The organism is Pseudoduganella umbonata (assembly GCF_014192225.1).
Taxonomy (GTDB): domain Bacteria; phylum Pseudomonadota; class Gammaproteobacteria; order Burkholderiales; family Burkholderiaceae_D; genus Rugamonas; species Rugamonas umbonata.
Window position 1 is genome coordinate 148,554 of the sequence record NZ_JACHXS010000006.1, and the last position, 22,864, is coordinate 171,417.

The 22,864-nt window shown below is 62.6% G+C and carries 22 protein-coding genes and 4 tRNA genes; 19 read left to right on the top strand and 7 right to left on the bottom strand.

Annotated features, from left to right (window positions below; translation table 11 throughout):
• The first annotated feature begins 138 nt into the window (after positions 1–138).
• The 17 genes from FHS02_RS16810 (at position 139) to FHS02_RS16890 (ending at position 14,094) form a co-directional block, all read left to right on the top strand.
• Positions 139–1,650, top strand: a complete 1,512-nt coding sequence (locus FHS02_RS16810) for a DegQ family serine endoprotease (protein ID WP_137313785.1) — start codon at positions 139–141, stop codon at positions 1,648–1,650.
• A gap of 119 nt (positions 1,651–1,769) precedes the next feature.
• On the top strand, positions 1,770–2,024 hold the full coding sequence (locus FHS02_RS16815) for a glutaredoxin family protein (RefSeq protein ID WP_137313784.1): 255 nt from the start codon (positions 1,770–1,772) through the stop codon (positions 2,022–2,024).
• 298 nt (positions 2,025–2,322) lie between these two features.
• Positions 2,323–4,116, top strand: coding sequence for a translation elongation factor 4 (gene lepA, locus FHS02_RS16820; RefSeq protein WP_137313783.1), 1,794 nt, complete (start codon positions 2,323–2,325; stop codon positions 4,114–4,116).
• Positions 4,113–5,033: a signal peptidase I gene (gene lepB, locus FHS02_RS16825; RefSeq protein WP_137313782.1), complete on the top strand. Its 921-nt coding sequence runs from the start codon at positions 4,113–4,115 to the stop codon at positions 5,031–5,033. Before lepA ends, lepB begins: the two co-directional genes overlap by 4 nt.
• A gap of 45 nt (positions 5,034–5,078) precedes the next feature.
• Positions 5,079–5,468, top strand: a complete 390-nt coding sequence (locus FHS02_RS16830) for a DUF4845 domain-containing protein (RefSeq protein ID WP_229422615.1) — start codon at positions 5,079–5,081, stop codon at positions 5,466–5,468.
• Positions 5,469–5,532: 64 nt separating this feature from the next.
• Positions 5,533–6,321: a ribonuclease III gene (gene rnc / locus FHS02_RS16835; RefSeq protein ID WP_137313781.1), complete on the top strand. Its 789-nt coding sequence runs from the start codon at positions 5,533–5,535 to the stop codon at positions 6,319–6,321.
• 12 nt (positions 6,322–6,333) lie between these two features.
• Positions 6,334–7,236, top strand: a complete 903-nt coding sequence (era, locus tag FHS02_RS16840) for a GTPase Era (protein WP_137313780.1) — start codon at positions 6,334–6,336, stop codon at positions 7,234–7,236.
• A gap of 195 nt (positions 7,237–7,431) precedes the next feature.
• Positions 7,432–8,373, top strand: a complete 942-nt coding sequence (gene recO / locus FHS02_RS16845) for a DNA repair protein RecO (protein ID WP_371861465.1) — start codon at positions 7,432–7,434, stop codon at positions 8,371–8,373.
• Positions 8,374–8,395: 22 nt separating this feature from the next.
• The gene (gene pdxJ / locus FHS02_RS16850; RefSeq protein ID WP_137313779.1) at positions 8,396–9,154 is read left to right on the top strand and encodes a pyridoxine 5'-phosphate synthase; all 759 of its coding nucleotides are present in this window, start codon (positions 8,396–8,398) and stop codon (positions 9,152–9,154) included.
• Positions 9,151–9,549 (top strand): holo-ACP synthase, encoded by a 399-nt coding sequence (acpS, locus tag FHS02_RS16855; protein WP_137313778.1) that lies wholly within the window; start codon positions 9,151–9,153, stop codon positions 9,547–9,549. The genes pdxJ and acpS overlap by 4 nt, the downstream gene beginning before the upstream one ends.
• Positions 9,550–9,598: 49 nt before the next feature.
• A complete protein-coding gene (gene uvrC, locus FHS02_RS16860) occupies positions 9,599–11,443 on the top strand; it encodes an excinuclease ABC subunit UvrC (RefSeq protein ID WP_175424986.1) in 1,845 nt (614 codons plus the stop codon).
• A gap of 258 nt (positions 11,444–11,701) precedes the next feature.
• Complete coding sequence (gene pgsA, locus FHS02_RS16865; protein WP_137313777.1) at positions 11,702–12,286, top strand: CDP-diacylglycerol--glycerol-3-phosphate 3-phosphatidyltransferase; 585 nt, start codon at positions 11,702–11,704, stop codon at positions 12,284–12,286.
• 89 nt (positions 12,287–12,375) lie between these two features.
• A tRNA-Gly gene (locus FHS02_RS16870) sits at positions 12,376–12,451 on the top strand.
• 82 nt (positions 12,452–12,533) lie between these two features.
• A tRNA-Gly gene (locus tag FHS02_RS16875) sits at positions 12,534–12,609 on the top strand.
• Between the two features lie 40 nt (positions 12,610–12,649).
• Positions 12,650–12,725, top strand: a tRNA-Gly gene (locus tag FHS02_RS16880).
• A gap of 55 nt (positions 12,726–12,780) precedes the next feature.
• A tRNA-Cys gene (locus FHS02_RS16885) sits at positions 12,781–12,854 on the top strand.
• 133 nt (positions 12,855–12,987) lie between these two features.
• Positions 12,988–14,094, top strand: coding sequence for a site-specific integrase (locus tag FHS02_RS16890; RefSeq protein WP_137313776.1), 1,107 nt, complete (start codon positions 12,988–12,990; stop codon positions 14,092–14,094).
• An 81-nt stretch (positions 14,095–14,175) separates the two neighbouring features.
• Here the strand turns inward: FHS02_RS16890 and FHS02_RS16895 are convergent, their stop codons facing one another.
• From FHS02_RS16895 to FHS02_RS16915, 5 genes are all read right to left on the bottom strand, one after another.
• Positions 14,176–14,547, bottom strand: a complete 372-nt coding sequence (locus FHS02_RS16895) for a helix-turn-helix domain-containing protein (RefSeq protein ID WP_137313775.1) — start codon at positions 14,545–14,547, stop codon at positions 14,176–14,178.
• Between the two features lie 1,056 nt (positions 14,548–15,603).
• Positions 15,604–16,329, bottom strand: a complete 726-nt coding sequence (locus FHS02_RS16900) for a nucleotide-binding protein (RefSeq protein ID WP_137313774.1) — start codon at positions 16,327–16,329, stop codon at positions 15,604–15,606.
• Between the two features lie 9 nt (positions 16,330–16,338).
• A complete protein-coding gene (locus tag FHS02_RS16905) occupies positions 16,339–16,650 on the bottom strand; it encodes a hypothetical protein (protein ID WP_137313773.1) in 312 nt (103 codons plus the stop codon).
• A complete protein-coding gene (locus FHS02_RS16910; RefSeq protein ID WP_137313772.1) occupies positions 16,643–16,834 on the bottom strand; it encodes a hypothetical protein in 192 nt (63 codons plus the stop codon). Before FHS02_RS16910 ends, FHS02_RS16905 begins: the two co-directional genes overlap by 8 nt.
• A 1,045-nt stretch (positions 16,835–17,879) precedes the next feature.
• Positions 17,880–18,689: an SDR family NAD(P)-dependent oxidoreductase gene (locus tag FHS02_RS16915; protein ID WP_137313771.1), complete on the bottom strand. Its 810-nt coding sequence runs from the start codon at positions 18,687–18,689 to the stop codon at positions 17,880–17,882.
• A gap of 159 nt (positions 18,690–18,848) precedes the next feature.
• Here FHS02_RS16915 and FHS02_RS16920 point away from each other — a divergent pair, with 159 nt between their 5' ends.
• On the top strand, positions 18,849–19,865 hold the full coding sequence (locus tag FHS02_RS16920) for a GlxA family transcriptional regulator (protein ID WP_229422614.1): 1,017 nt from the start codon (positions 18,849–18,851) through the stop codon (positions 19,863–19,865).
• A 689-nt stretch (positions 19,866–20,554) separates the two neighbouring features.
• Here the strand turns inward: FHS02_RS16920 and FHS02_RS16925 are convergent.
• Positions 20,555–21,097, bottom strand: coding sequence for a carboxymuconolactone decarboxylase family protein (locus FHS02_RS16925; RefSeq protein WP_137313770.1), 543 nt, complete (start codon positions 21,095–21,097; stop codon positions 20,555–20,557).
• A gap of 112 nt (positions 21,098–21,209) precedes the next feature.
• Between FHS02_RS16925 and FHS02_RS16930 the strand changes: the two genes are divergently transcribed.
• Positions 21,210–22,118, top strand: a complete 909-nt coding sequence (locus FHS02_RS16930; protein ID WP_137313769.1) for an AraC family transcriptional regulator — start codon at positions 21,210–21,212, stop codon at positions 22,116–22,118.
• Positions 22,119–22,384: 266 nt separating this feature from the next.
• Here the strand turns inward: FHS02_RS16930 and FHS02_RS16935 are convergent, their stop codons facing one another.
• Positions 22,385–22,540: a hypothetical protein gene (locus tag FHS02_RS16935; protein WP_175424797.1), complete on the bottom strand. Its 156-nt coding sequence runs from the start codon at positions 22,538–22,540 to the stop codon at positions 22,385–22,387.
• Between the last annotated feature and the right edge of the window lie 324 nt (positions 22,541–22,864).

Here is a 22,864-nt window from a genome sequence, read left to right on the forward strand (position 1 = left end):
CTAGCGCGGCGTTACAGCGCGCTACAAATCTCCCCTTGAAATTTGTTATCTGTTGCAACATCTTGTGCGTGCTGCAACTTCAGCTTTTCGCTTAACATAGTACGTTGCGTCCTGACCCATCCCGAAAACAGACAACCTATGAAAACCAATATCTCTGCTGGTAATAAAACCCTGTCGGCGCTGCTGGTCAGCGCGGGTATCCTGTTTGCGCCTGCCGCGCTGGGGCTGGCACCCGTCCATGCCGCGCCGGCCACCGGCGCCGTGGCCGGCCTGCCCGATTTCGCCGACATGGTGGACAAGGTCGGTCCGGCTGTCGTCAACATCCGTACCACCGAGCGCCTGCGTCAGCCTACGCCCGGCATGACGGATGAGGACGAAATGCAGGAATTCTTCCGCCGCTTCTTCGGCGGCCAGATGCCGACCCCGCGCCGCGAAGGCCAGCAGCCGCGCGGCCGGCAGCAACAGCAGGCGCCGGTGGAGCGCGAAGTGCAGCGCGGCGTCGGTTCCGGCTTCATCATTTCCGCCGACGGCTACGTGCTGACCAACGCCCACGTGGTGGCCGGCGCCGACGAGGTGTACGTCACGCTGACGGACAAGCGCGAATTCAAGGCCAAGGTACTGGGCTCCGATGCCCGCACCGATGTGGCCGTGCTGAAGGTCGACGGCGCGAACCTGCCGGTGCTGAAGATGGGCGATTCGAACAAGATCCGTGTCGGCGAGTGGGTTGTCGCCATCGGCTCGCCGTTCAACCTGGAAAACTCGGTCACGGCCGGCATCATCTCCGCCAAGTCGCGCGATACCGGCGAATACCTGCCGCTGATCCAGAGCGACGTGGCCGTCAACCCCGGCAACTCGGGCGGCCCGCTGATCAATATGCGCGGCGAAGTCATCGGCATCAACTCGCAGATCGCCACGCTGAGCGGTGCCTACAACGGCATTTCGTTCGCCGTGCCGATCGACGAGGCTATGCGCGTGGCCGACCAGTTGAAGGCCACCGGCAAGGTCACGCGCGGCCGCATCGGCGTGCAGATCGGCCCGGTTACCCGCGACGTGGCCGAGTCGCTGGGCCTGAAGGAGGCGCGCGGCGCCGAGGTGTCGATGGTGGAAGAGGGCGGCCCGGCCGCCAAGGCGGGCCTGCGCGCCGGCGATATCGTCCTCAAGTTCAATGGCGCCGACATCAACGGCTCGAACGACCTGCCGCGGCTGGTCGGCAATTCCAAGCCCAATTCCCGCGCCACGATCACCGTCTGGCGCCAGGGCAAGGCTGTCGACCTGCCCATCACCGTGGCCGAGCTGGAATCCGACCAGCCCGCCAAGGGCGCGCGGGGCGAGCGCAGCAAGCCGAACGCCGAAGGTGCCAGCAACGCGCTGGGCCTGAAGGTGTCCGACCTGAGTGCCGCCGAGAAGAAGGAGCTGGGCGTGCCGGGCGGTGTCAAGGTGGATACGGCCGACGGTGTCGCCGCCAGCGCCGGCATCCGGCCGGAAGACGTACTGCTGCAGCTGAACAATGCGCCGATCACCGATGCAAAGCAGTTCGCCGCGCTGGTATCGAAGCTCGATCCGAAGCGCAATGCCAGCGTGCTGGTGCGCCGTGGCGACGTGGCGCGCTTCCTGATACTGCGTCCGGCTCCGGCCCCGGCGGCCAAGTAATCGGCCAAGTAAGCGGCCAAGTAAGCGGGCAGGGCGGCGGCAGGCAGCTTACCCGGCAACCATCGGTTGCCGGGTTCCCGCCATGTCACCGCCCGCCACGCCGATGTCTCTCATCCAGCATGCACTTCATTCTTTATTCCCGCAGTTATTGCCACCTGTGCCAGGACATGCTCGATGCGCTGCTGGCATTGCGCACCCCCGAGCTGCCATTCACCGTCGATGTGATCGACGTGGATGCCGATCCGGCCCTGGTGGCACGGTTCGACGAGCTGGTGCCCGTGCTGTTCGCAGGCGGGGAGCAGCTGTGCCATTACTTCCTCGACGAACCCAAGGTGCTGTCGACGCTGCGTGCCGCCAGCTCAGGCAGCCGATAAGGGTGTTTTAAGCGACTTCCTCTGCCCGGAACATCGGAATTCGGGCTTTCCCCTCTGAAATCCGGTAAAATGCCAAGGGTTTTTCCTTGCACGTTTTCTTGAAAGGCGCTCGGCAGGGCTTTCCGCCCAGGGCGCTTTTTTGCATTGGCCGCTTGTTTGCCAACCTGGTTGCTGACTAGTACTGACTTCGTTGCTGCCTCAGTTGCTAACTTAGTTGCTAACTTCGTTGCTAACTTCGTTGCTGACTTAGTGCTGACTTAGTTACTGATCTTATGCCGTTTTTTTCGTCGTTTTATAAATGAACAACATTCGCAATTTTTCCATCATCGCCCACATCGACCATGGCAAATCCACGCTGGCGGACCGCATCATCCAGCTGTGCGGCGGCCTGTCGGACCGCGAGATGGAAGCCCAGGTGCTCGATTCGATGGACCTCGAGCGCGAACGCGGCATCACCATCAAGGCCCAGACGGCGGCGCTGAAGTACAAGGCGCGCAATGGCGAAATCTACAACCTGAACCTGATCGACACGCCGGGCCACGTCGACTTCTCGTATGAAGTCTCGCGCTCGCTGTCGGCCTGCGAAGGCGCGCTGCTGGTCGTCGATGCCTCGCAGGGCGTCGAGGCGCAGACGGTGGCGAACTGCTACACCGCGCTGGACCTGGGCGTGGAAGTCGTGCCGGTGCTGAACAAGATCGACCTGCCGAACGCCGATCCGCCGTCGGCGATCGCCGAGATCGAGGACGTGATCGGCATCGAAGCCGGCGACGCGGTGCACTGCTCGGCCAAGACCGGCCTGGGCGTCGAAGACGTGCTGGAATCGATTATCGCCAAGGTGCCGCCTCCCAAGGGCGACCCCGCCGCACCGCTGCAGGCGCTGATCATCGACTCGTGGTACGACCCGTATGTCGGCGTCGTCATGCTGGTGCGCGTGGTCAACGGCACGCTGAAGCCGAAGGAAAAGATCCTCCTGATGGCCACCGATTCCGTGCAACTGGTGGAAGACATCGGCATCTTCTCGCCCCGTTCCGTGTCGCTGCCGGAACTGTCGGCAGGCCAGGTGGGCTTCGTCATCGCCGGCATCAAGGAACTGAAGGTGGCCCGCGTGGGCGACACCATCACCACCGCCGTCAAGCCGGCCGAAGCGCCGCTGCCGGGCTTCAAGGAAGTCCAGCCGCAGGTGTTCGCCGGCCTGTTCCCGGTGGAAGCGAACCAGTACGACGCGTTGCGCGATTCGCTGGAAAAGCTGAAACTGAACGATGCGGCGCTGATGTACGAGCCGGAAGTGTCGCAGGCGCTGGGCTTCGGCTTCCGCTGCGGCTTCCTGGGCCTGCTGCACATGGAAATCGTCCAGGAGCGCCTGGAACGCGAATTCGACATGGACCTCATCACCACGGCACCGACCGTGGTATACGAAGTCGAGCAGCGCGACGGCTCCATCCTGAAGGTGGACAATCCTTCGCGCATGCCGGACCCGTCGCACATCAACGACGTGCGCGAGCCGATCGTCACCGTCAACCTGTACATGCCGCAGGAATATGTCGGCTCCGTCATCACGCTGTGCATCGCCAAGCGCGGCGTCCAGCTGGACATGGCCTACCACGGCCGCCAGGTGAAGCTGGTGTATGAAATGCCGATGGCCGAGATCGTGCTGGACTTCTTCGACCGCCTTAAATCCACCTCGCGCGGCTATGCGTCGATGGATTACGAGTTCAAGGAATACCGCTCGGCCGACGTGGTCAAGGTCGACATGCTGATCAACAGCGAGAAGGTCGACGCGCTGGCCATCATCGTGCACCGCGCCAACGCGCCATACCGCGGCCGCCAGGTGGCGGCGAAGATGCGCGAACTGATCCCGCGGCAGATGTTCGACGTGGCGATCCAGGCTGCGATCGGCTCCAACATCATCTCGCGCGAAAACGTCAAGGCATTGCGCAAGAACGTGCTGGCCAAGTGCTATGGCGGCGACATCTCGCGGAAGAAAAAGCTGCTGGAAAAGCAAAAGGCTGGCAAGAAGCGCATGAAGCAGGTCGGCTCGGTTGAGATCCCGCAAGAAGCATTCCTGGCAATCCTCCAAGTGGAAGAGAAATGACATTGCAAAGCATCCTTGGTAACTTCGCGCTGATCCTGTTCGTATTGATGGTGGTTACCGGGATCGTCTGGGTCCTGGACGTGTTTTACCTGGCGAAAGGCCGCCGCGCCGCCGCCGACAGGGCGCTGGCCGAATACGACGCCCGCACCGCCAAGCTGACGGCGGACGGCATCAAGGTCGACAGCAATGCGCAGACCCGCGCCCAGATCGAGCAGGGCTTGCTGAAGCAGCCGACGTGGGTCGAATATTCGGGCAGCTTCTTCCCGGTGATCGCCCTGGTGTTCGTGCTGCGCTCGTTCCTGTTCGAGCCGTTCAAGATTCCATCGTCGTCGATGGTGCCGACCCTGCTCGTGGGCGACCTGATCCTGGTGAACAAGTTCACGTACGGCATCCGCCTGCCGATCGTCAACCGGAAGATCATCCAGCTGAACGACCCGCAGCGCGGCGACGTGATGGTGTTCAAGTACCCGATGGACATGAGCCAGGATTACATCAAGCGCGTCGTCGGTGTGCCGGGTGATAAGATCACTTATGAAAACAAGCGTTTGACCGTGAACGGCAAGCCGATCAGTTACGCGCCGCTGGAAGATTATCTCGAAGACGAGACCCTGAATTACAAGAAGCAATTCAAGGAAAACCTGTCCGGCACCGAGCACCGCATCCTGAACGACGACCGCGCCGCAACGCTGAACCTGTCGGACGTGCGCGACTTCCCGGGCAAGGAAGCCTGCACGTACACGTACGACGGATTCACGTGCACCGTGCCGGCGGGTAACTACTTCATGATGGGCGACAACCGCGACAACAGCGCGGACAGCCGTTACTGGGGCTTCGTGCCGGACAGGAACATCGTCGGCAAGGCCGTGGCGGTATGGATGAACCTGTCCAATCCGCGCCGGATCGGCGGCATCCAGTAAGCGGCCCGGTCACCGGTCACCGGCAGGGAAAAACAGGGAGCTTCGATGCGGGAAATGGATTGGCTGGCCTACAAGCAGCGCGGCATCTCGCTGACCGGCCTGATCGTGGTGCTGGCACTGGTCGGCCTGATCGGCGTGCTGGCGATGAAGATCCTGCCCACGTACACCGAATACCGCGCGGTCAACGACGCGATCGGCAAGGCCAGGACCGCCGGCAGCACGCCGCAGGAAATCCGTGCCGCGTTCGACCGGAGCGCCGAGGTAAACTACATCAGCGCGATCAGTGGCCGCGACCTGACGATCGAGCGCATCGATGGCGAACTCGTGGTCTCGTTCGCCTACGACAAGAAAATCCACCTGGCCGGACCGGCCAGCGTGCTGCTCGAATACAGCGGCTCGACCGCCAAGGCTGGCAAGACCGCCGCCGAGCAGTAATACGCCAGCAATACCCAGTCATTCAACAGATACAACAGGCACGACAGACAGGACACACAGGACGATGAATCTACAGTTATTGCAAACCAAGCTGGGCCACACGTTCGGGGATGCTGGATTGCTGCAGCAGGCCCTGACGCACCGCAGCCACAGCAGTTTGCATAACGAACGCCTGGAATTCCTTGGCGATTCGATCCTGAACTGCGCGGTGGCGTCGATTCTTTACGAGCGCTACCTGCAGATCGACGAAGGCGACCTGTCGCGGCTGCGGGCCAACCTGGTCAAGCAGCAGTCGCTGTACGAGATTGCCCAAAAGCTGGAACTGTCGCAATTCCTGCGGCTGGGCGAAGGCGAGCTGAAGTCGGGCGGGTTCCGCCGGCCGTCGATCCTGGCGGACACGCTCGAGGCGCTGCTCGGCGCGATCTTCCTCGATGCCGGCTTCGATGCGGCAGCGAAGGTGGTGCGTTCGTTTTATATCCCCATCCTCGACACGGTCGACCCGCGCACGCTGGGCAAGGATGCGAAAACGCTGCTGCAGGAGTTCTTGCAGAGTAAAAAGATTTCGCTGCCGCTGTATAACGTCGTCGCCACGCATGGCGCCGCGCACAGCCAGGAATTCGAGATCGAGTGCCTGGTGCCCAAGCTGGGCATCCAGGTCTACGGCCGGGGCGGCAGCCGCCGTGCCGGCGAACAGGCAGCCGCCAAGCTGGCGCTGGAAGTAGCCGAGCAGGCCCTGCAGAAAGCGCCGGCCGCCGCACGCCGTGCCAAGCCGCGCGCCGCGCAGCTGAAGCTGGCGGGCATCGCCACCGTCCAGGGCGACGAGCCGGCGGAAAAAAAGCTCGCCAACAAATAACCGAGAAACATCATGACTGACGCCACCACGCCCGCGGATTTTCGCTGCGGCTATATTGCCATTGTCGGCCGCCCCAATGTGGGCAAGTCGACGCTGATGAACACGCTGATCGGCGCCAAGGTCAGCATCACGTCGCGCAAGGCGCAAACCACGCGCCACCGCATTACCGGCATCCAGACGCTGCCCGACGCGCAATTCATCTACGTCGACACGCCGGGCTTCCAGACGCGCCACTCGAACGCGCTGAACAAGACACTGAACAAGACCGTCACCGGCACGCTCGATTCGTCGGACGTGATCCTGTTCCTGGTCGAGGCGGGCACCTTTGGCGAGGCCGACCAGCAAGTGATCGACCTGCTGCCGAAGAACGTGCCGGTGGTGCTGGTCATTAACAAGTCCGACCGCGTCAAGGACAAGGCCGTGCTGCTGCCGTTCGCGCAGCAAGTGGCGTCGAAGTTCGACTTCGCCGCCGTGGTGCCCGTCTCGGCCAAGCTGCGCTTCCAGCTGGACGGCCTGCAGAACGAGATCAAGCGCCTGCTGCCGGAGAACCCGCCGATCTTCGGCGAGGACGACATTACCGACCGCAGCGAGAAATTCCTCGCCTCCGAGATCGTCCGCGAAAAACTGTTCCGCTTCGTCGGCGACGAACTGCCGTACACGAGCACCGTGCTGATCGAAAAGTTCGAGCAGGAAGGCAACCTGCGGCGCATCTTCGCCGCCATTCTCGTCGAACGCGATGGCCACAAGTCCATGATCATCGGCAACAAGGGCGCCCGGCTGAAGGAAGTGTCCACCCAGGCCCGCCTGGACATGGAGCGGCTGTTCGGCGGCCCCGTGTACCTGGAAATCTGGGTCAAGGTGAAATCCGGCTGGGCCGACAACGAAGCCGGCCTGCGCGCTTACGGCTACGAATAAACCAGCATGGCGAAGGCGGGAATTCGGGGGGCCCCGCTCCCCGCCGACGAAGCGGGAGATGGCTTGCAAGCTATCGCACTCCCCGAAACTTCCGGACTGCAGGGAGCTCCGATCCCTGTAGCAAGCACTTCCGTGTCCACCTCGGGGGCAGGCACGAAAGTGGACACGGGCCCGGCTGTTGATGGCGGCGCAGCCATGCCTGAGCACGTCTCGTACGCATCCCCTGCCCAAGTGCCCGTGTCCACTTCGGGCCCAGGCACCGAGGTGGACACGAACTCGACCTTGGAAGTGCGCGATCGGGCGGCCACATACGCCCCCAATGCGGATGAGCTCGTGTCCACTTTCGTGCCTGACCCCGGGGTGGACACGGCCCCGGCGGTAGCGCCCCCGCAGCAAACCCGCAAGCGCACCGCGCCGCGCACGGTCGGCACCCGCGTCACGGCGCAGCCGGCCTTTGTCCTCCACAGCTATCCCTACAAGGAAACCAGCCTGATCGTCGAGCTGCTGACGCGCGATTTCGGCCGCGTGGCGCTGATCGCGAAAGGTGCCAAGCGCCCGCACTCGCAGTTGCGCGGCGTGCTGCAAACCTTCCAGCCGCTGTCGACGGGCTGGACCGGCAAGAACGAGCTGCGCACGCTGACCGATGCCGACTGGGTCGGCGGCCTGCTGCCGCTGGAAAAGACTGCGCTGCTGTGCGGCTTCTACCTCAACGAGCTGCTGGTCAAGCTGCTGGCGCGCGACGATGCGCACCCGGCATTGTTCGACCATTATGTGTCGACGCTGAACCAGCTCGCCCACAACGAACCGCCGCCGATCGTCTTGCGAAAGTTCGAAACGGCCTTACTTAAAGAGACCGGGGTGGCGGCGGACCTGGCGCGCTGCGCGGACAGCCGCGGCAGGGTCAAGCCCGGCATCCAGTACGTGGTGGACCCCGAACGGGGCCCGCGCCCGGCCCGCGACAACGATACGGCCCCCCGCGTGGCCGGCAAGACGCTGCTCGACATGGAGCGCGAGGAATACACCGACCCGGCCACGCAGGCGCAGAGCAAGCAGCTGATGCGCTTCCTGCTGGCCCACCAGCTGAACGGCGCACCGCTGAACACGCGCCAGATTTTGATCGACCTGATGCAACTGTAAAAGCTACCGAAAAGAACAGACCATGAGCTTCCTGCACCCCTCCGGCACGATGATCGACCTGGGCGTCAACATCGACCACGTGGCCACGCTGCGCAACGCGCGCGGCACCAAGTACCCCGATCCGATCCGCGCCGCGCTGCTGGCCGAACAGGCCGGCGCCGACTGCATCACGCTGCACCTGCGCGAAGACCGCCGCCACATCAAGGATGAAGACGTGATCCGCCTGGCGCCGCAACTGATCACGCGGATGAACCTGGAAGCGGCCGTCACGCCGGAAATGATCGACTTCGCCTGCCGCATCAAGCCCGCGGATGTGTGCCTGGTGCCGGAAAAGCGCACCGAGATCACCACCGAGGGCGGACTGGACGTGGTGCGCTTCCACAAGGAAGTGGCTGCCGCGGTGAAGCAGCTGCAAGGCGAGAACATCCGCGTCAGCCTGTTCATCGATGCCGACGAAGCGCAGATCCAGGCCGCCGCCGACGTCGGCGCGCCCGTCATCGAACTGCACACGGGCGCCTATGCCGATGCCGAAGGCGAGGAGCAGCAGCGCGAACTCGAGCGCGTTCGCAACGGCGTGCAATGGGGTGTGCGGCACGGCCTGAAGGTCAATGCCGGCCATGGCCTGCACTACACGAACGTGCAGGCGATCGCCGCCATCCCGCAGATCGAGGAACTGAACATCGGCCACGCGATCGTCGCGCACTCGGTGTTCGTCGGCTGGGAAAACGCCGTACGGGAGATGAAGGCCATCATGGTCTCCACCCGCCTGGGAGCGCGATGATCCACGGGATCGGCACCGACATCTGCAAGGTTCCCCGCATCGGCGAAGCGCTGGCCCGCTCGGGCGAACGCTTCGCCCGCCGCGTGCTCGGTCCCGACGAACTGGCCGTGTTCCGCGCACGCAGCGAGCGCAACAGCGTGCGCGGCGTGCGCTACCTGGCCACCCGCTTCGCCGCCAAGGAAGCGTTCTCGAAAGCGCTGGGCCTCGGCCTGCGCCCGCCCATGACGTGGCCGGCCGCGCAGTTGCTCAACGATGCGCTGGGCAAGCCGTGCATCGTCTGCAGCGGCGATCTGAAACAATACATGGAGCAGCACCGGCTGGCGGTGCAGGTGTCCGTCAGCGATGAAGAGGAATACGCGGTCGCTTTCGTGATCGTGGAGAGGCTTGATGAGTGAAATGAGCAGCGAGAATACGGTGGAGATGACAGAAGACGCAGCGGCGGGAATGCCGACGCCGTCCGCGCGCGAGCAGGTGCTGGCGACAGTCGCCAAGCTGCCCAACCTGCCGGGCGTGTACCGCTACTTCGATGCGGAGGACAAGGTTCTCTACGTGGGCAAGGCGCGCGACCTGAAAAAGCGCGTGTCGAACTACTTCCAGAAGAACCTGTCCAGCCCGCGCATCGCGATGATGGTCGAGCGCATCGCCCGGCTGGAAACGACGGTCACGCGCAGCGAAGCCGAAGCGCTGATCCTCGAAAACAACCTGATCAAGACGCTGCAGCCGCGCTTCAACATCCTGTTCCGCGACGATAAGTCGTACCCGTACCTCAAGCTGACCGGCGACGCGGTGCCGCGCATGGTGTATTACCGGGGCGCCGTCGACAAGAAGAACCAGTACTTCGGCCCGTTCCCGTCGGCGTGGGCGGTGAAGGAGTCGATGCAGATCCTGCAGCGCGTGTTCATGCTGCGCACCTGCGAGGACAGCGTCTACCAGAACCGCACGCGCCCGTGCCTGCTGAACCAGATCGGCCGCTGCAGCGCGCCATGCGTGGGCGCGATCAGCGCCGAGGATTACCGGGTCGACGTGAACAACGCCGCCCGCTTCCTGCGCGGCCGTACCACCGAGGTGATGGAGGAACTGGAGCAGAAGATGCACGGCTACGCCTCCGACCTGAAGTTCGAGCAGGCCGCCGCGGTGCGCAACCAGATCCAGTCGCTGTCGAAGGTGCTGCACCAGCAAAGCATGGAAACCTCCGATTCGGACGTGGACATCCTCGCCGTGGTGGTGCAGGGCGGCCGCGCCTGCGTCAACCTGGCCATGGTGCGCGGTGGCCGCCACCTGGGCGACCGTGCCTACTTCCCCACCCACGTGATGGATGCGGAGGCGGTGGCCGAACAGCCGATGGATGTCGAGGTGCTGTCGGCCTTCCTGGTCCAGCACTACACGGAAAAGACCATTCCCGGCGTGCTGATCCTGAACATCGAGTTCGACCAGCCGGAACTGATCCTGGCCTTGCAGGAGCAGTGCGGCCACCGCATCAACCTGCTGTTCCAGCCGCAGGGCCAGCGCCGCCAATGGCTCGAGCTGGCCCAGAAGGGCGCCGAGATCGCGCTGGCGCGGCTGCTGTCCGAACAGGGCTCGCAGCAATCGCGCACGCGCGCGCTGGCCGACGTGCTGGGCCTGGAAAACGACGATCTCGAAACGCTGCGCGTCGAATGCTTCGACATCAGCCATACGATGGGCGAGGCGACGCAGGCTTCATGCGTGGTGTTCCATCATCACCAGATGCAGAACGGCGAGTACCGGCGCTACAACATCAACGACATCACGCCCGGCGACGATTACGCCGCGATGCGCCAGGTACTGATGCGCCGCTACGAGAAGGTGGCCAATGGCGATGGCGTGATGCCCGACGTGGTGCTGATCGACGGCGGCAAAGGGCAGGTGGAAATGGCGCGCCAGGTGTTCGTCGAACTGGGCCTCGACATCGGCCTGATCGTCGGCGTGGCGAAAGGCGAGGGCAGGAGGGTGGGCCTGGAAACGCTGATGTTCGTCGACGGCCGTCCGCCGCAGGAACTGGGCAAGGAATCGGCCGCGCTGATGCTGGTGGCGATGATCCGCGACGAGGCCCACCGCTTCGCGATCACCGGCATGCGCGCCAAGCGCGCCAAGACGCGCCAGACGTCCACGCTGGAGGAAATCGAGGGTATCGGCGCCAAGCGCCGCCAGCGGCTGCTGGCCCGCTTCGGCGGCCTGCGCGGCGTGACGAATGCCAGCATCGACGATCTGAAATCGGTCGAGGGCATATCGGCGAAACTGGCCGAAGAAATCTACCGCCGCCTGCATTAGCGAGGTCATGGCTGCGTTGCAGCCCCTCGCCGCGCTGAAGCACTGGCTGCGGTGCTACGCCTTGCCCTGACCGCGCTAATGCAGGCGGACTGCCTGGGTTCGACGGCTGTGGTTCCGCGACTATATGCAGAGGATCGGTTACCCATCCGTCCTGCTGAACCGTGCTTGCTGGCATTACCCCGGTCGGCAAGGTAGACTAGCGGCGCGTTATTACAATTCCTACAGTCGCCGCCTTTACCCGCCGCCTTTGCCTCACTTATGCCATTCAACATACCGATCCTGCTGACCTGGCTGCGCGTTGCGCTGATCCCCCTGGTCGTGGGCGTGTTCTACCTTCCCCCCGCCTGGCTTCCGCTGCAGGACCGCAACCTCGCCGCCACTGTCGTCTTCATCGTGGCCGCCATCACCGACTGGTTCGACGGCTTCCTGGCCCGCCGCTGGAACCAGACCTCGGCCTTCGGCGCCTTCCTCGATCCCGTTGCGGACAAGCTGATGGTCGCCGGCGCGCTGCTGGTGCTGGTCCAGCTGGACCGCTGCAACGCGATCCTCGCCTTCATCATCATCGGCCGCGAGATCACCATCTCCGCGCTGCGCGAATGGATGGCGCAGATCGGCGCGTCGAAATCGGTGGCGGTCAATTCGATCGGCAAGATCAAGACCGCCGCGCAGATGACGGCACTGCCGGCATTGCTGTACTACGACGTGATCTTCGGCGCCATCGACACCCGCTTCTGGGGCGAAAAGCTGCTGTGGCTGGCCAGCGTGCTGACGGTCTGGTCGATGTTCTACTACCTGAAGAAGGCCTGGCCGCTGATCAAGGAACGCTCGGGAAATTTGAGCTAAACAGTATTTTTAGTTTCTCCCTTGACAGCCAGATTCGATGCTCTATAATGCTGGCCTGTTGTTGATGACGACGCAGCAGCAAGTACGAAGCGGGAGTAGCTCAGTTGGTAGAGCGCAACCTTGCCAAGGTTGAGGTCGAGAGTTCGAGACTCTTCTCCCGCTCCAAATGTGCTTGAGGCGTCTAGTGTTGAGTCAACAATTCGCTGGGCATCGTTTGATGTTTCTGCGATAATGCGGTTCCTGAAATGCGGGAGTAGCTCAGTTGGTAGAGCGCAACCTTGCCAAGGTTGAGGTCGAGAGTTCGAGACTCTTCTCCCGCTCCAGTCGAAAGACCTGGAGCAGCAGTAAATGAAGTAACTCCATGCGGGAGTAGCTCAGTTGGTAGAGCGCAACCTTGCCAAGGTTGAGGTCGAGAGTTCGAGACTCTTCTCCCGCTCCAGGTTTCCAGGATTTCAGCTCATAACCGGCTGGGGTCTTCAGTAAAAGTTCCCTCTGGCGAGGTAGCAAAGCGGTTATGCAGCGGCCTGCAAAGCCGTCTAGACGGGTTCGACTCCCGTCCTCGCCTCCAAATAAATCAAGGACTTAGCGAATTTTTCGCTACCTTGCACGCCGCTTCTACCACGCGAAAAGTGTGGTGTACCACACCGGTTTACGGCCTGATCGCCGTTGACATCTGGGCCTCCTGCACTACGCTGCAGTGCATGGCCTCCTTCAAGAAAACCCCGAATGGCGCGACGCAATTGTGCGTACGCAACAAGCTTCTGCCGAAGCCGCTCTATGCGACTTTCGATACGGAAGAGCAGGCACATGCCTATGCCGCACAGCTCGAAGCGCTGCTGGCACAAGGCATCGTCCCTGCGGCCCTCCTCGAGCGCACCACGCCGTCACGCGAGATCTGGACGGTCAGCCGCTGCATTGCCGAGTACGTGCGCGCGAATGCCGTCCCGGTATCGGAAATCAAGCTCCTGGACACGCTGCGTCCCAAGCTGGCGACGCTCAGCACTGGCTACTTGAACTATGACTGGGCGGAAGGCTGGATCCGGTCGATGAAGTGGGACGACAACCTGGCCCCGGGCACGATCCGGCACCGTCACGGTGCGCTGGCACGGTGCTTTGACTGGATGCTCCGCAAGCATCCGGACATCATGGCGCAGAATCCCTTGCGTTTGCTGAAGCGCGGCTTCGCCAGCTATACGCCCGAAGACGAGCGGAAGCTGGCTGCAACTGGCAGGTCACCAAAGGTGGATGACGAGCGCTGCCGGCGCTTGGACGACGTGGAGCACGACCGTATCAAGGCAACGCTGGCCAGCCATCCTGAAGAGCAAACGTTCTTTGAGCTGGCGCTGGAGACCGCCATGCGCATGCGTGAATGCTATACGCTGGACGTGACGCAAGTGGACCTGTCGCGGCGAACGATCAGCCTCGACCGCAGCAAGAACGGTGACCGCCGCCAGGTGCCGTTATCGACGACGGTCGTGGCTACCCTGCGCGATTATCTGTCCGGGCAGAAGGAAGAAATCGCCCAGCGGGAAGGGCGCCTGTTTTCATATTGGAATGGTGACCGGTCCGTGGAAGCACTCGACGAGACGACGAGGTATGTGTCGCGCCGCTTCTCGATGATCTTCAATGCTGCCGGCGTGGAAGGCCTGCACTTCCATGACCTGCGGCATGAGGCCACCTGCCGTCTGTACGAGAAAACTTCGTTGTCCGATGTGCTGATTTCACGCATTACCGGTCATCGCGACATACGGATGCTCAAGCGGTATGCCAGCTTGCGCGGGTCGGATCTGGCACAGCATCTTTGGTGAGGGATCGTTGCGGCGCGGCGCTGATTGGCCCGGGTGCCTGAACTGTGAAGGGGTACGCTTGGCCGGCTTGGTCGGGCCGTGCTACTCGATGCAATCGTCCGTAAGCAAGCGCTGGCGTTTCGTCGTCGATCGACCTTGAGTGTGCTGCGCGCTCTCGCCTTGCGGCATGGGTAATGCCGGCAGCACGGGAGGCTGACGCCGCTGTCGCGATGGCCGCGGCATCAGTACGGCGTCGGGCATGAGTGGTCGCTTGCGCTGACCTGTCTCCGCACGGACCCTGCCTCGCAGGAATGCGATTACATCTTCGCGCAGGAACACCCAGCTCTTGCCGACCTTGGCGCCGGGCAGTTCGCCGCTGCGTGCCAGGATCAGGATCGTTTCGATGTCGGCAAAGAGCATATCAGCAGCCTGCGCGGCATTCAGCGTATCGGGAGCGATGGCATATGTGGGCATCACGGAACTCCGCTTGCAAGTTGTCTGCTCCGTCCTCGTGCCAGCCAGTTGGCTGAATACGTTAGTCAGCTTTGAGGGAAGGAGTGTTTCTTCACTGCGGGGGACGCTCCCGCGCTGCACGCGCTTCGACGCCAATTCGATCGTAGAACAAGCGCTGTGTACGGCGGGCGCGTTCCGCTCTGGATGTGACTTGCATCAGGCAGATTCACGAAACTTCTGAGATCATCCTGATCCGCGTTAAGCCCGGTGATGTCCAGTCGTGTCCAGCAACGTCCAGCAAGGTTCGGCGCGCATGCTTTGCTGCGATTCTTGTATCAGCACGCCGGAACTTTTGGGTGCGCGGTCTGTCCACCGCGTAGGATCAAGCGGAGGCCATATGAGCGAACACGCGCGATTATCCGTCGAGGCTGCCGAAGCGATGGCCGAGGTGCTGCTGGCGGATGCGATGCAAGACCGAAAAGCCAGGCTCGCCACCATTGCGACTATCCGGCGGTGGCTAACGCCGCGGTGGTTCGGACCAGCCTGGTACGGCCCGCCATGGGTGAGGCCATACCTGCTGGGACTCCATGGCGGGACCGGCATGCTGTCCGACGACCTGCACGTAACAGCGGCATCACGGTCAGGCCGGCCTGCTAACTCTGGTGGTGATTCCCAATACTATGGAAGTTCTGTTCAACAGCCCGATTACGGCTGCCCATCGAATCACTGGAATTATCAACACGATTCGCCGTTGTGTTCTCCAGCCGGAGATCACGATCACTCCGAAGTAGCCGATTCGTCATGCGGATCTTTTACAGAGTCGGATTTCTCGACGATGAGCAATCCTTGTGATTGGAATGGTGACGGATAGGGGATTGCGATTTCGGGCTCAGTAGTGGATCACTGATGCGGTCGGAAAGTCCAGGATCGCTTTACGGCAGTGACGCGGGTAAGTCCCGCATGCGGTGAGTCTTGTTCGATAATGTGTCGTGCCGCGCTTCACCGTCTTCATGCGGCGATTGCAACGGGGCCGCAGACAGCGGCGTGGGAGCCAGCACTGTCTGCGGTGCCCGACTGTCAGATGCCGCTGGTTTCCAGCTGCTGGAAAATGTCATCGCGGATCATTTTCAGGCGATGGCGCGGCATGATGCCGAATCGTTCCGACGCGATGGCCTCGGCGAACGTCAGCTTCTTCTCCAACATCAGTTCCAGGTCCTTGCCGAAGGTATCGGCGTTGCCCCGGCTGATGCGGATGACACCGCGAATGCGGTCCTGATACCGTTCATAGAGCTGGGATTCCGTGAACTCGACGCCGTCTTTCTGCACCGGGCCGAAGTACTCGTTGATCCATACGACTACCGGCGCGTCGTGCGTCTCCAGCAGGCTTTTCAGGCCGCTGCGCGTATCGTCCAGGGCCTGTCCTCCAGTCAGGACGGAATGCAGCAACACGCGCCTTCCTGCATCGTGCAGCATCTCGATCACGTGATTCTCGACCAGATAGGCCATCATCGGAACGAAGGTCGATGCGCCGTTATCGATGACGGCAATTTTGGACTCCGCGAGTAACGAAGCAACCAGGTCGTCAAAGGCGCGCGCATTGATATTGTTATCGCTGCCGAGGATGTTGATGCGCTGGGCCGCGAACACCTCGTACTGTCGGAAGGTGTCGTTGACCGGGTCCGTGTCGTAGCAGCTGACCGGCACACCGCGGTACATCAGGTACTGCGCCAGCAGTGCGGCACTGAACGACTTGCCCACACCGCCGCGGCCCTGCAGCACGAAGTTGATCGTGTTCGTTTCCATTTTCGTCTCCTACCAGGTTGAATCGCTTGGTTTGTCGGGCTTCCATTCGAACTTCGGCAATCCGCTTTTGACTTTCGCGTGTTGCGACTTCTCGGCGGCGGGGCGCTGAGGGGCGCCAGCAATAAAGCGTTGACGCCCGCAGCGGTGCATGAATCGACGGACTTCGCTGGGATCAGCTTTGACGCCGTTCTCGGCGAGGAAGAGGCACACCTGGCGATAAGACGCACCGCCTTTCAGTAGTCCGACAATGTCGGGCTGCCAGGTCGCGAGCTTGCCGGGGCGCCGGGGATATCGGGACAGGAATTCAATGTGATCAGTCATGGGCGTTCTCCTTTGCTAGCTGCACTTTAGGTGGCGGTCTGGGCACCGGATTGATCGAGGTCAGCTGTTGGGGAAGAATCGCGATAGCAAAGGAACCAACCGCTTGCGCCTTCTGCGTGGCGACCATTTGCGGTCCAAGCCTGAAATACGGGATTGCAAACGTCGGCAGCGTGGATGTCGTCACGTTATTCGAGATCGGCCTGCGCCAAGTTGGTAATGTTCTCTCGACCTCGTCGCACCGTTCGGTTGGCGATCTCGCCTATATGCAGGAGTGTCAGCTCATGCACTAATCGGCACAGTTCCGCTGGCGCAGTTTCAGGCTCATAGCTCTGGGAGCGAACTTCGTGTTGAGCTGGGCCAGACCTCTGCCGAAAAATGAGGTAATCAACGTTAGGTGAGGTCGTTCGTGGACGAGCTGTGAACCGGCGTGTACATAAAGTGGTCGGGTTGTGGACGATAACGTGGCCTCGGAAAGCCGGTTCTGTGTACGGGAGAGGCGACTTCCGTGGACATCTTTGCGGAGGTGCAACGAAAATGATGCCCGTGTGGATCAAATTTCCAAGCTGCATTGCTCTACTGTACTCGCGGGGAGGCCCCGCGACCCCGAGGGCGGTCTCACACACCACGCAACCTGCGGTTGCTGAACGGCGCTTTTGCATCGCCTGTGTAGTCGTCATACGCTAGCGCGGTGCGAGTAAAAACCACTAGCGCCAGGGCGCGCTGGGGTTGAAGGCCCAGATCGCGGAAGCAGCGATACAGGTAGGGTGAGAAGGCGAGGTCGAGGCGGAGGAGCGCACGGAAGATGGCACGCTGGACTGGAAAGGCAATGTCTGGGCACAGCGGCGCAACGTAAAGATCGCGTTAGAGGTGCAAATCTCGAATTCTGACAGGATAGTGATGAAGGAACGCCAGAAAAGTAACCAGCGCCTTTGTCACGGCAAGCGGCGGAACGGCGGTCGGTGCCGAAGCCGTTTCTTAGGGAGAGACGAAGGCCAGAACTACCTGAACATTCATACGGAATTCGCGCCAGCTGGGGACAGCCGCGACCCTCTGCGTCCGGTGCCGGAACCAGCCGCCGTGTCCTGTTTGCACTGGGTGCACCGGTCGTGCTGATGGCGGCGCGGCCCCGGCGCACCAAGTGAATTGACCAAAGCGCAGCGCTAGCCGGGGCCGTTAGCTGATCGGTGTCGCATTCTGGCTTTTCGGGAGGCGGCACCGCCCGCGTGAACTCACGCTGCGGCCGCCACCAGGTAACGCGTGCCGGGCATGCTGTGCGCGAAGCGCTGAGACAGTGCCCTGCGCGTCGCTTCGTACTCGATCCAGTCATTGCCGTCCTGTAGCGGCGGGATCGTCACAACCTCACCCTGGTCCAGGCCCGCCAGCGCGGCGTCAACCATATCCTCGGCGCGCATCACCATGGCCGCCGGCAGGTTCGCATGCGACAGGCCTGCGGTATCCCAGAATTCCGTGGCGGTTGCACCTGGCAACACCGCCTGGGCACGGATGCCCTTGTCCGCCAGCTCGTAGTGCAGGGATTGCGTGAGCGCCAGAACATAGGCCTTGCTCGCACCGTACACGCCATTCAGGATCTCCACGCCAACGGCGACGATTGACGCGATATTGATGATCGTGCCGCCGCCGCGTGCCACGAAGGCCGGCGCGGCCGCATAGGTCAGTCGGGTCGGTGCCGTCACATTAATATCGATCATCTGTTCCATGCGGTCCACGTTCGATTCCAGCAACGGCGTCACGCCGCCGAAGCCGGCGTTGTTGACCAGCAGCGTGATTGCCGGATCCGACTTCAGGATCCCTTCCACGCGGGCCAGGTCGTCGCGCTCTCCAAGGTCCGCCTGCACGATCGTCACCTTGCGGCCATGCGCCTGCTCCACGCGATCAGCCACTTCGTGCAGCCGCGTCTCGTTGCGGGCGACAAGGATCAGCTCATAGCCGCGCGCCGCGAGGCGGTCCGCATAGATGGCGCCGATGCCGGAAGATGCGCCGGTGATCAGGGCTGTGCCCTTGTTCGTTTGCTGGGTCATATCGTTCTCCTTGAGGGTTGGTTGCGTTGCGTGCTTGGCTATCGGTGAGTGAATTATGGTCTGGCATCCGCTCGACGAACACGACCAAAAGGCCTCGATTCCGGACACGCCAGCCATCCCCCATCCGGCCGATGGGAGTGCTCGGCAGGTGCAGCTAGAATGACAGAACCGTCAACCCCTCCTTTCAGGGACATCATGGCCGCCCGCATTTCTCTTGTCGTCTTCCCTGGTTTCCAGATCCTCGACTTCGCTGCCCTCACGGTGTTCGAAATCGCCAACAAGATACACGGCAGTGCGCGCTACGAGGTTGAAACCATCTCGCACAGCGGCGGCATCGTGACCAGTTCCGCCGGAGTGCCGGTCGACACGAAGCCGTTCGCCCGCCGCGCGTACGATACGCTGCTGATCGCGGGCCCTACTGTCGTCACGCCAGCCGAGCCCGAGCTGCTCGATGCGTTGCGCCACGCCAGCCCGCGCGCGCGCCGCACGGCCTGCCTGTGCACGGGCGCTTTCGTGGCGGCCGAGGCGGGCCTGCTGTCCGGCCGCCGCGTCACCACGCACTGGGCGCTAGGCCATGAGCTGAAGAGGCTGTACCCGGATATTGAACTCGACGACGACAAGATCTTTGTCAGTGACGGCCCGCTGTGGACGTCGGCCGGCATGAGCGCCTGCATCGACCTGGCGCTGGGCCTCGTAGGCGCCGACCTGGGCACGGAAGTGTCGAAGGCGGTGGCGCGCATGATGGTCGTGTACCACCGACGCACTGGCGGCCAATCGCAGTTCTCGTCGATGGCGCAGATGGATGGCGGCTCGGACCGTATTCGCAATGCCCTGCTGTTCGCCAAGGAAAACTTGCAGACGGAATTGTCGGTGGAGCGTCTCGCCGAACACGTGCACTGGAGCGCGCGCCACTTCAGCCGCGCATTCCGCGAACAGACAGGCCATTCGCCCGCCAAGGCGATCGAGAAGCTGCGGCTGGAAGCGGCCCGCTCGCTGATCGAGGATGGCCACGCCACGATCGGCCGCATCGCCGCACAGACCGGCTTCGGCGACGAGGAAAGGATGCGGCGCGCATTCGTGCGCGCTTTCGGCAAGTCGCCGCAGGCGCTGCTCAGGGAAAGCAGGCTGCAGATCGGGTACGATGTGCCGGAGCTGGAACCGGCGCTGATGCAGTAGGCAGACGGGCGACCCGGCTTGGTCTGTTTCCTCATCGCCACAGGGAATCAACGACATTACCATGGGCGACATGCTGGCCGATCTCAGCGAACGGGCATCGGCCGCGCAGCTCATCGACGAACTACGGGCGCTGATTCGCCGCGCACGACAACGGCTTCAAGGTGTGTAGTGCCACGTTGCTGCCGCTCGGTGGCGTGCGCAAGCCCTTCGTGCAATCCACGGTCGGCGAAGCGGCACGGCAGGCAGTGAACGGCTAGATACGCGAAGGCGGCGAGTTCGATGCGGTTGCCGATCTCGACTGGCACTGCGCGGCAGCGCCGAGCAGGATCAGCTGCACAGTGCATTCGACAGCGGGGTTTACCTGCATTGAACGATGCAAGATAACAGGCGATCCGCGCTGCGGTCGGAAAAGCTTGCGGTTTCGAACGATTCGCACGGGTCGTGGAACGGTGGTCTGCAGAGCGCTTTGCGCACATAGGCAGCGCCATAAAAAAGGCCGCGCTCCACTGCCGTGGGGCGAGGCCTCCGGTATATCTGACGAGCCGGCTTACTTCAACAGCATCGCGTTCATCCGCTTTACGAACGGGGCCGATTCTGCCAGCGTGCCGCTTTCGGCCAGCGGCGCTTGGTCGAACATGGTCGTGTCACCCACCGCCAGTAGCGCTCGTGCCCGGTCCCCGCCCAGCGCATCATACCTTTGGCGCAGCGGGGAAATCCAGCACCGTGTCGTGCACGCGGTTGAACAAATTCGTGAACGTGATGCTGGCAACCGCCAGCAGCGTGTCGACAATCTGCGGGTCCGTGACACCGGCAGCACGCACTGCTTCCACCACTTCGACGGGAACCGTACCACTGGTACCTACGACCGTGCGCACGAATGCCGTCAATGCGTCGATGCGCGCATCGCCGGTGGCTTCACCCTTACGCAGCAGGAGCATTGCTTCCTGCGATAACCCCGCCTTGCGGCCGGCCAGCGTGTGCGCGGCCAAGCAATAATCGCAACCGGCCAGTTCGCTGACGGCCAGCTTGACTACTTCGATGTCGCGTGCCGTAAGGCTGCCTTCCTTCAGCGCGGCGTCGAGGCTTAGTGCTGCTTCTAGGGCGACCGGGCTGTTGCTGCCGATGGCGGCATACGCGTTCGGTACGACGCCGATCGCGCCCTTGATGGCGCCGAACAGTTGGGCGGAATGGCCGGTGGCGGCGCTGGCGGGCTGATTGAAGAGGCGGTTCATAGTGTGCTCCTTTCGTGATGTCGATGGAGCCAGTCTACCCATCCGGCTAGGTTCGTTGAATGCCCGCGCGGCGCTATAATTTGCTCTTTCGGCTCATCCACACTGCTTGCCCTTGGACCCGCTCAGCCGCCTGCTCTCCCTGTATCCCCTGCAAACCGCCTTGAACGTGCGCTGCCATTTCGGCGCCCCGTGGCAGTTGGTCCAGCCCGATGCGGCCGAGGGCCGTGCCCCTTATCACGTACTCGTATCCGGCACGGCTTGGCTGGAGATGGAGAATGGTACTCGCGAGCCGATGGCATCGGGCGATGCGGTGCTATTTCCGCGCGGAAGTGCACACCGAATCCACGCCGGCGATGGCACTCCGGCGCCACCGATCAAGGCGCAGGGCGCATTCCTGGCCATAGAAACCAACGACGGCACGGGTTCCGTTAGCGATATCTTGTGCGGCGAATTACGCTTCGGCGCGGAAGCGGTACCGCTGTTGCGCACCTTGCCTGACGTGGTCCTGGTGCGCACGGCTGGCCAGCCGGCGCTGGCCAGCCTGCGTGCGCTGATCGCGCTGCTGCAGCAGGAAGCGGAAGGCGAAAGGCTGGGTACCGCGGCAATCCTGGCGCAGTTGACGTCGGCCTTGTTCGCGTTGCTGCTGCGCGGCTGGCTCGAACAGTCCGGCGGTCAGGGCTTGCTGGCCGTGCTGGCCGAACCGCGCCTGCAGGCGGCACTGCACGCCATGCTGGCCGCGCCGGAGCATCCGTGGAGCCTGGACGACCTGGCACATCTGTGCCATATGTCGCGCGCGACGTTCGTGCGGGCTTTCCGCCAGGCCGCGGGGCAGCCGCCGGCCGAAGTGTTGACGCAAATGCGGATGGCGCAGGCGGCGCGCCTGCTGGCGCACGGCCGGCTCAGCGCGGGCCAGATCGGCGAACAGGTGGGGTACCAGTCGGAAGCAGCATTTAACCGCGTTTTCAAACGCCACCACGGCGTGGGCCCAGGAGAATACCGGCGCACGGTACGCCAGCATTGAACCACCTGGTTTACGTAGGCGACATGTCCTCTCATGTCGACCGTGCCGATGCAGGGTTGTCACTGTTCCGACATGAACATCAGCTCCAGTAGCATGCACAGTACCAGCAGCATGCCGATCAGGACCTAGTTGTGCTCTTGAGCCTCAGGAAGCCCAGTATTGCGGCCATCGCGACAGCGGCGCCGGGCGACAACGAGCCCGACGCGGGCGCGCTGAGTATCAGCTGAATGATCATCACGAGCGCCAGCGCGATCTTGTCGCTCCCGTCAATGAAGGTACTGGCCGGACCTAGATGCAGTACTGGCCTCCGCTGCGGATGTTAAGAATGCCGCCTTGGCATCGTAGTAGCCGATCGAGACGACGATGGATAGACGCCGCTCGGCGTGCAAGCGCTTGCGCAGCAACATCTGCACGACCGTCATACCGTGATCTTAAGCACCTCAACCAGTTGCGGAACGACTTCGTCGGATGGCGAAAGGCGACGTGACACACATAAACGCCATAAATGCCTGGAACGTAACGTTCACTGGCGTCATCACGTAACGGTACCTGTGGTTCGCATTGGTGGCCATGGCCATTGGGCGATTACGCTTGTTTAATTGTCCATCACGGGTTGATGACGCAAGCCTTCATACACCAGCTTACAAAAGTCGCCGTCAATGACGAAGCCGTCGTAATGCTGTTGTAAGCAGCAGTGGTTTGGCGGCAATGGTTCCTCGAATTGACCTTTGTCGTTTCAGAGCCCG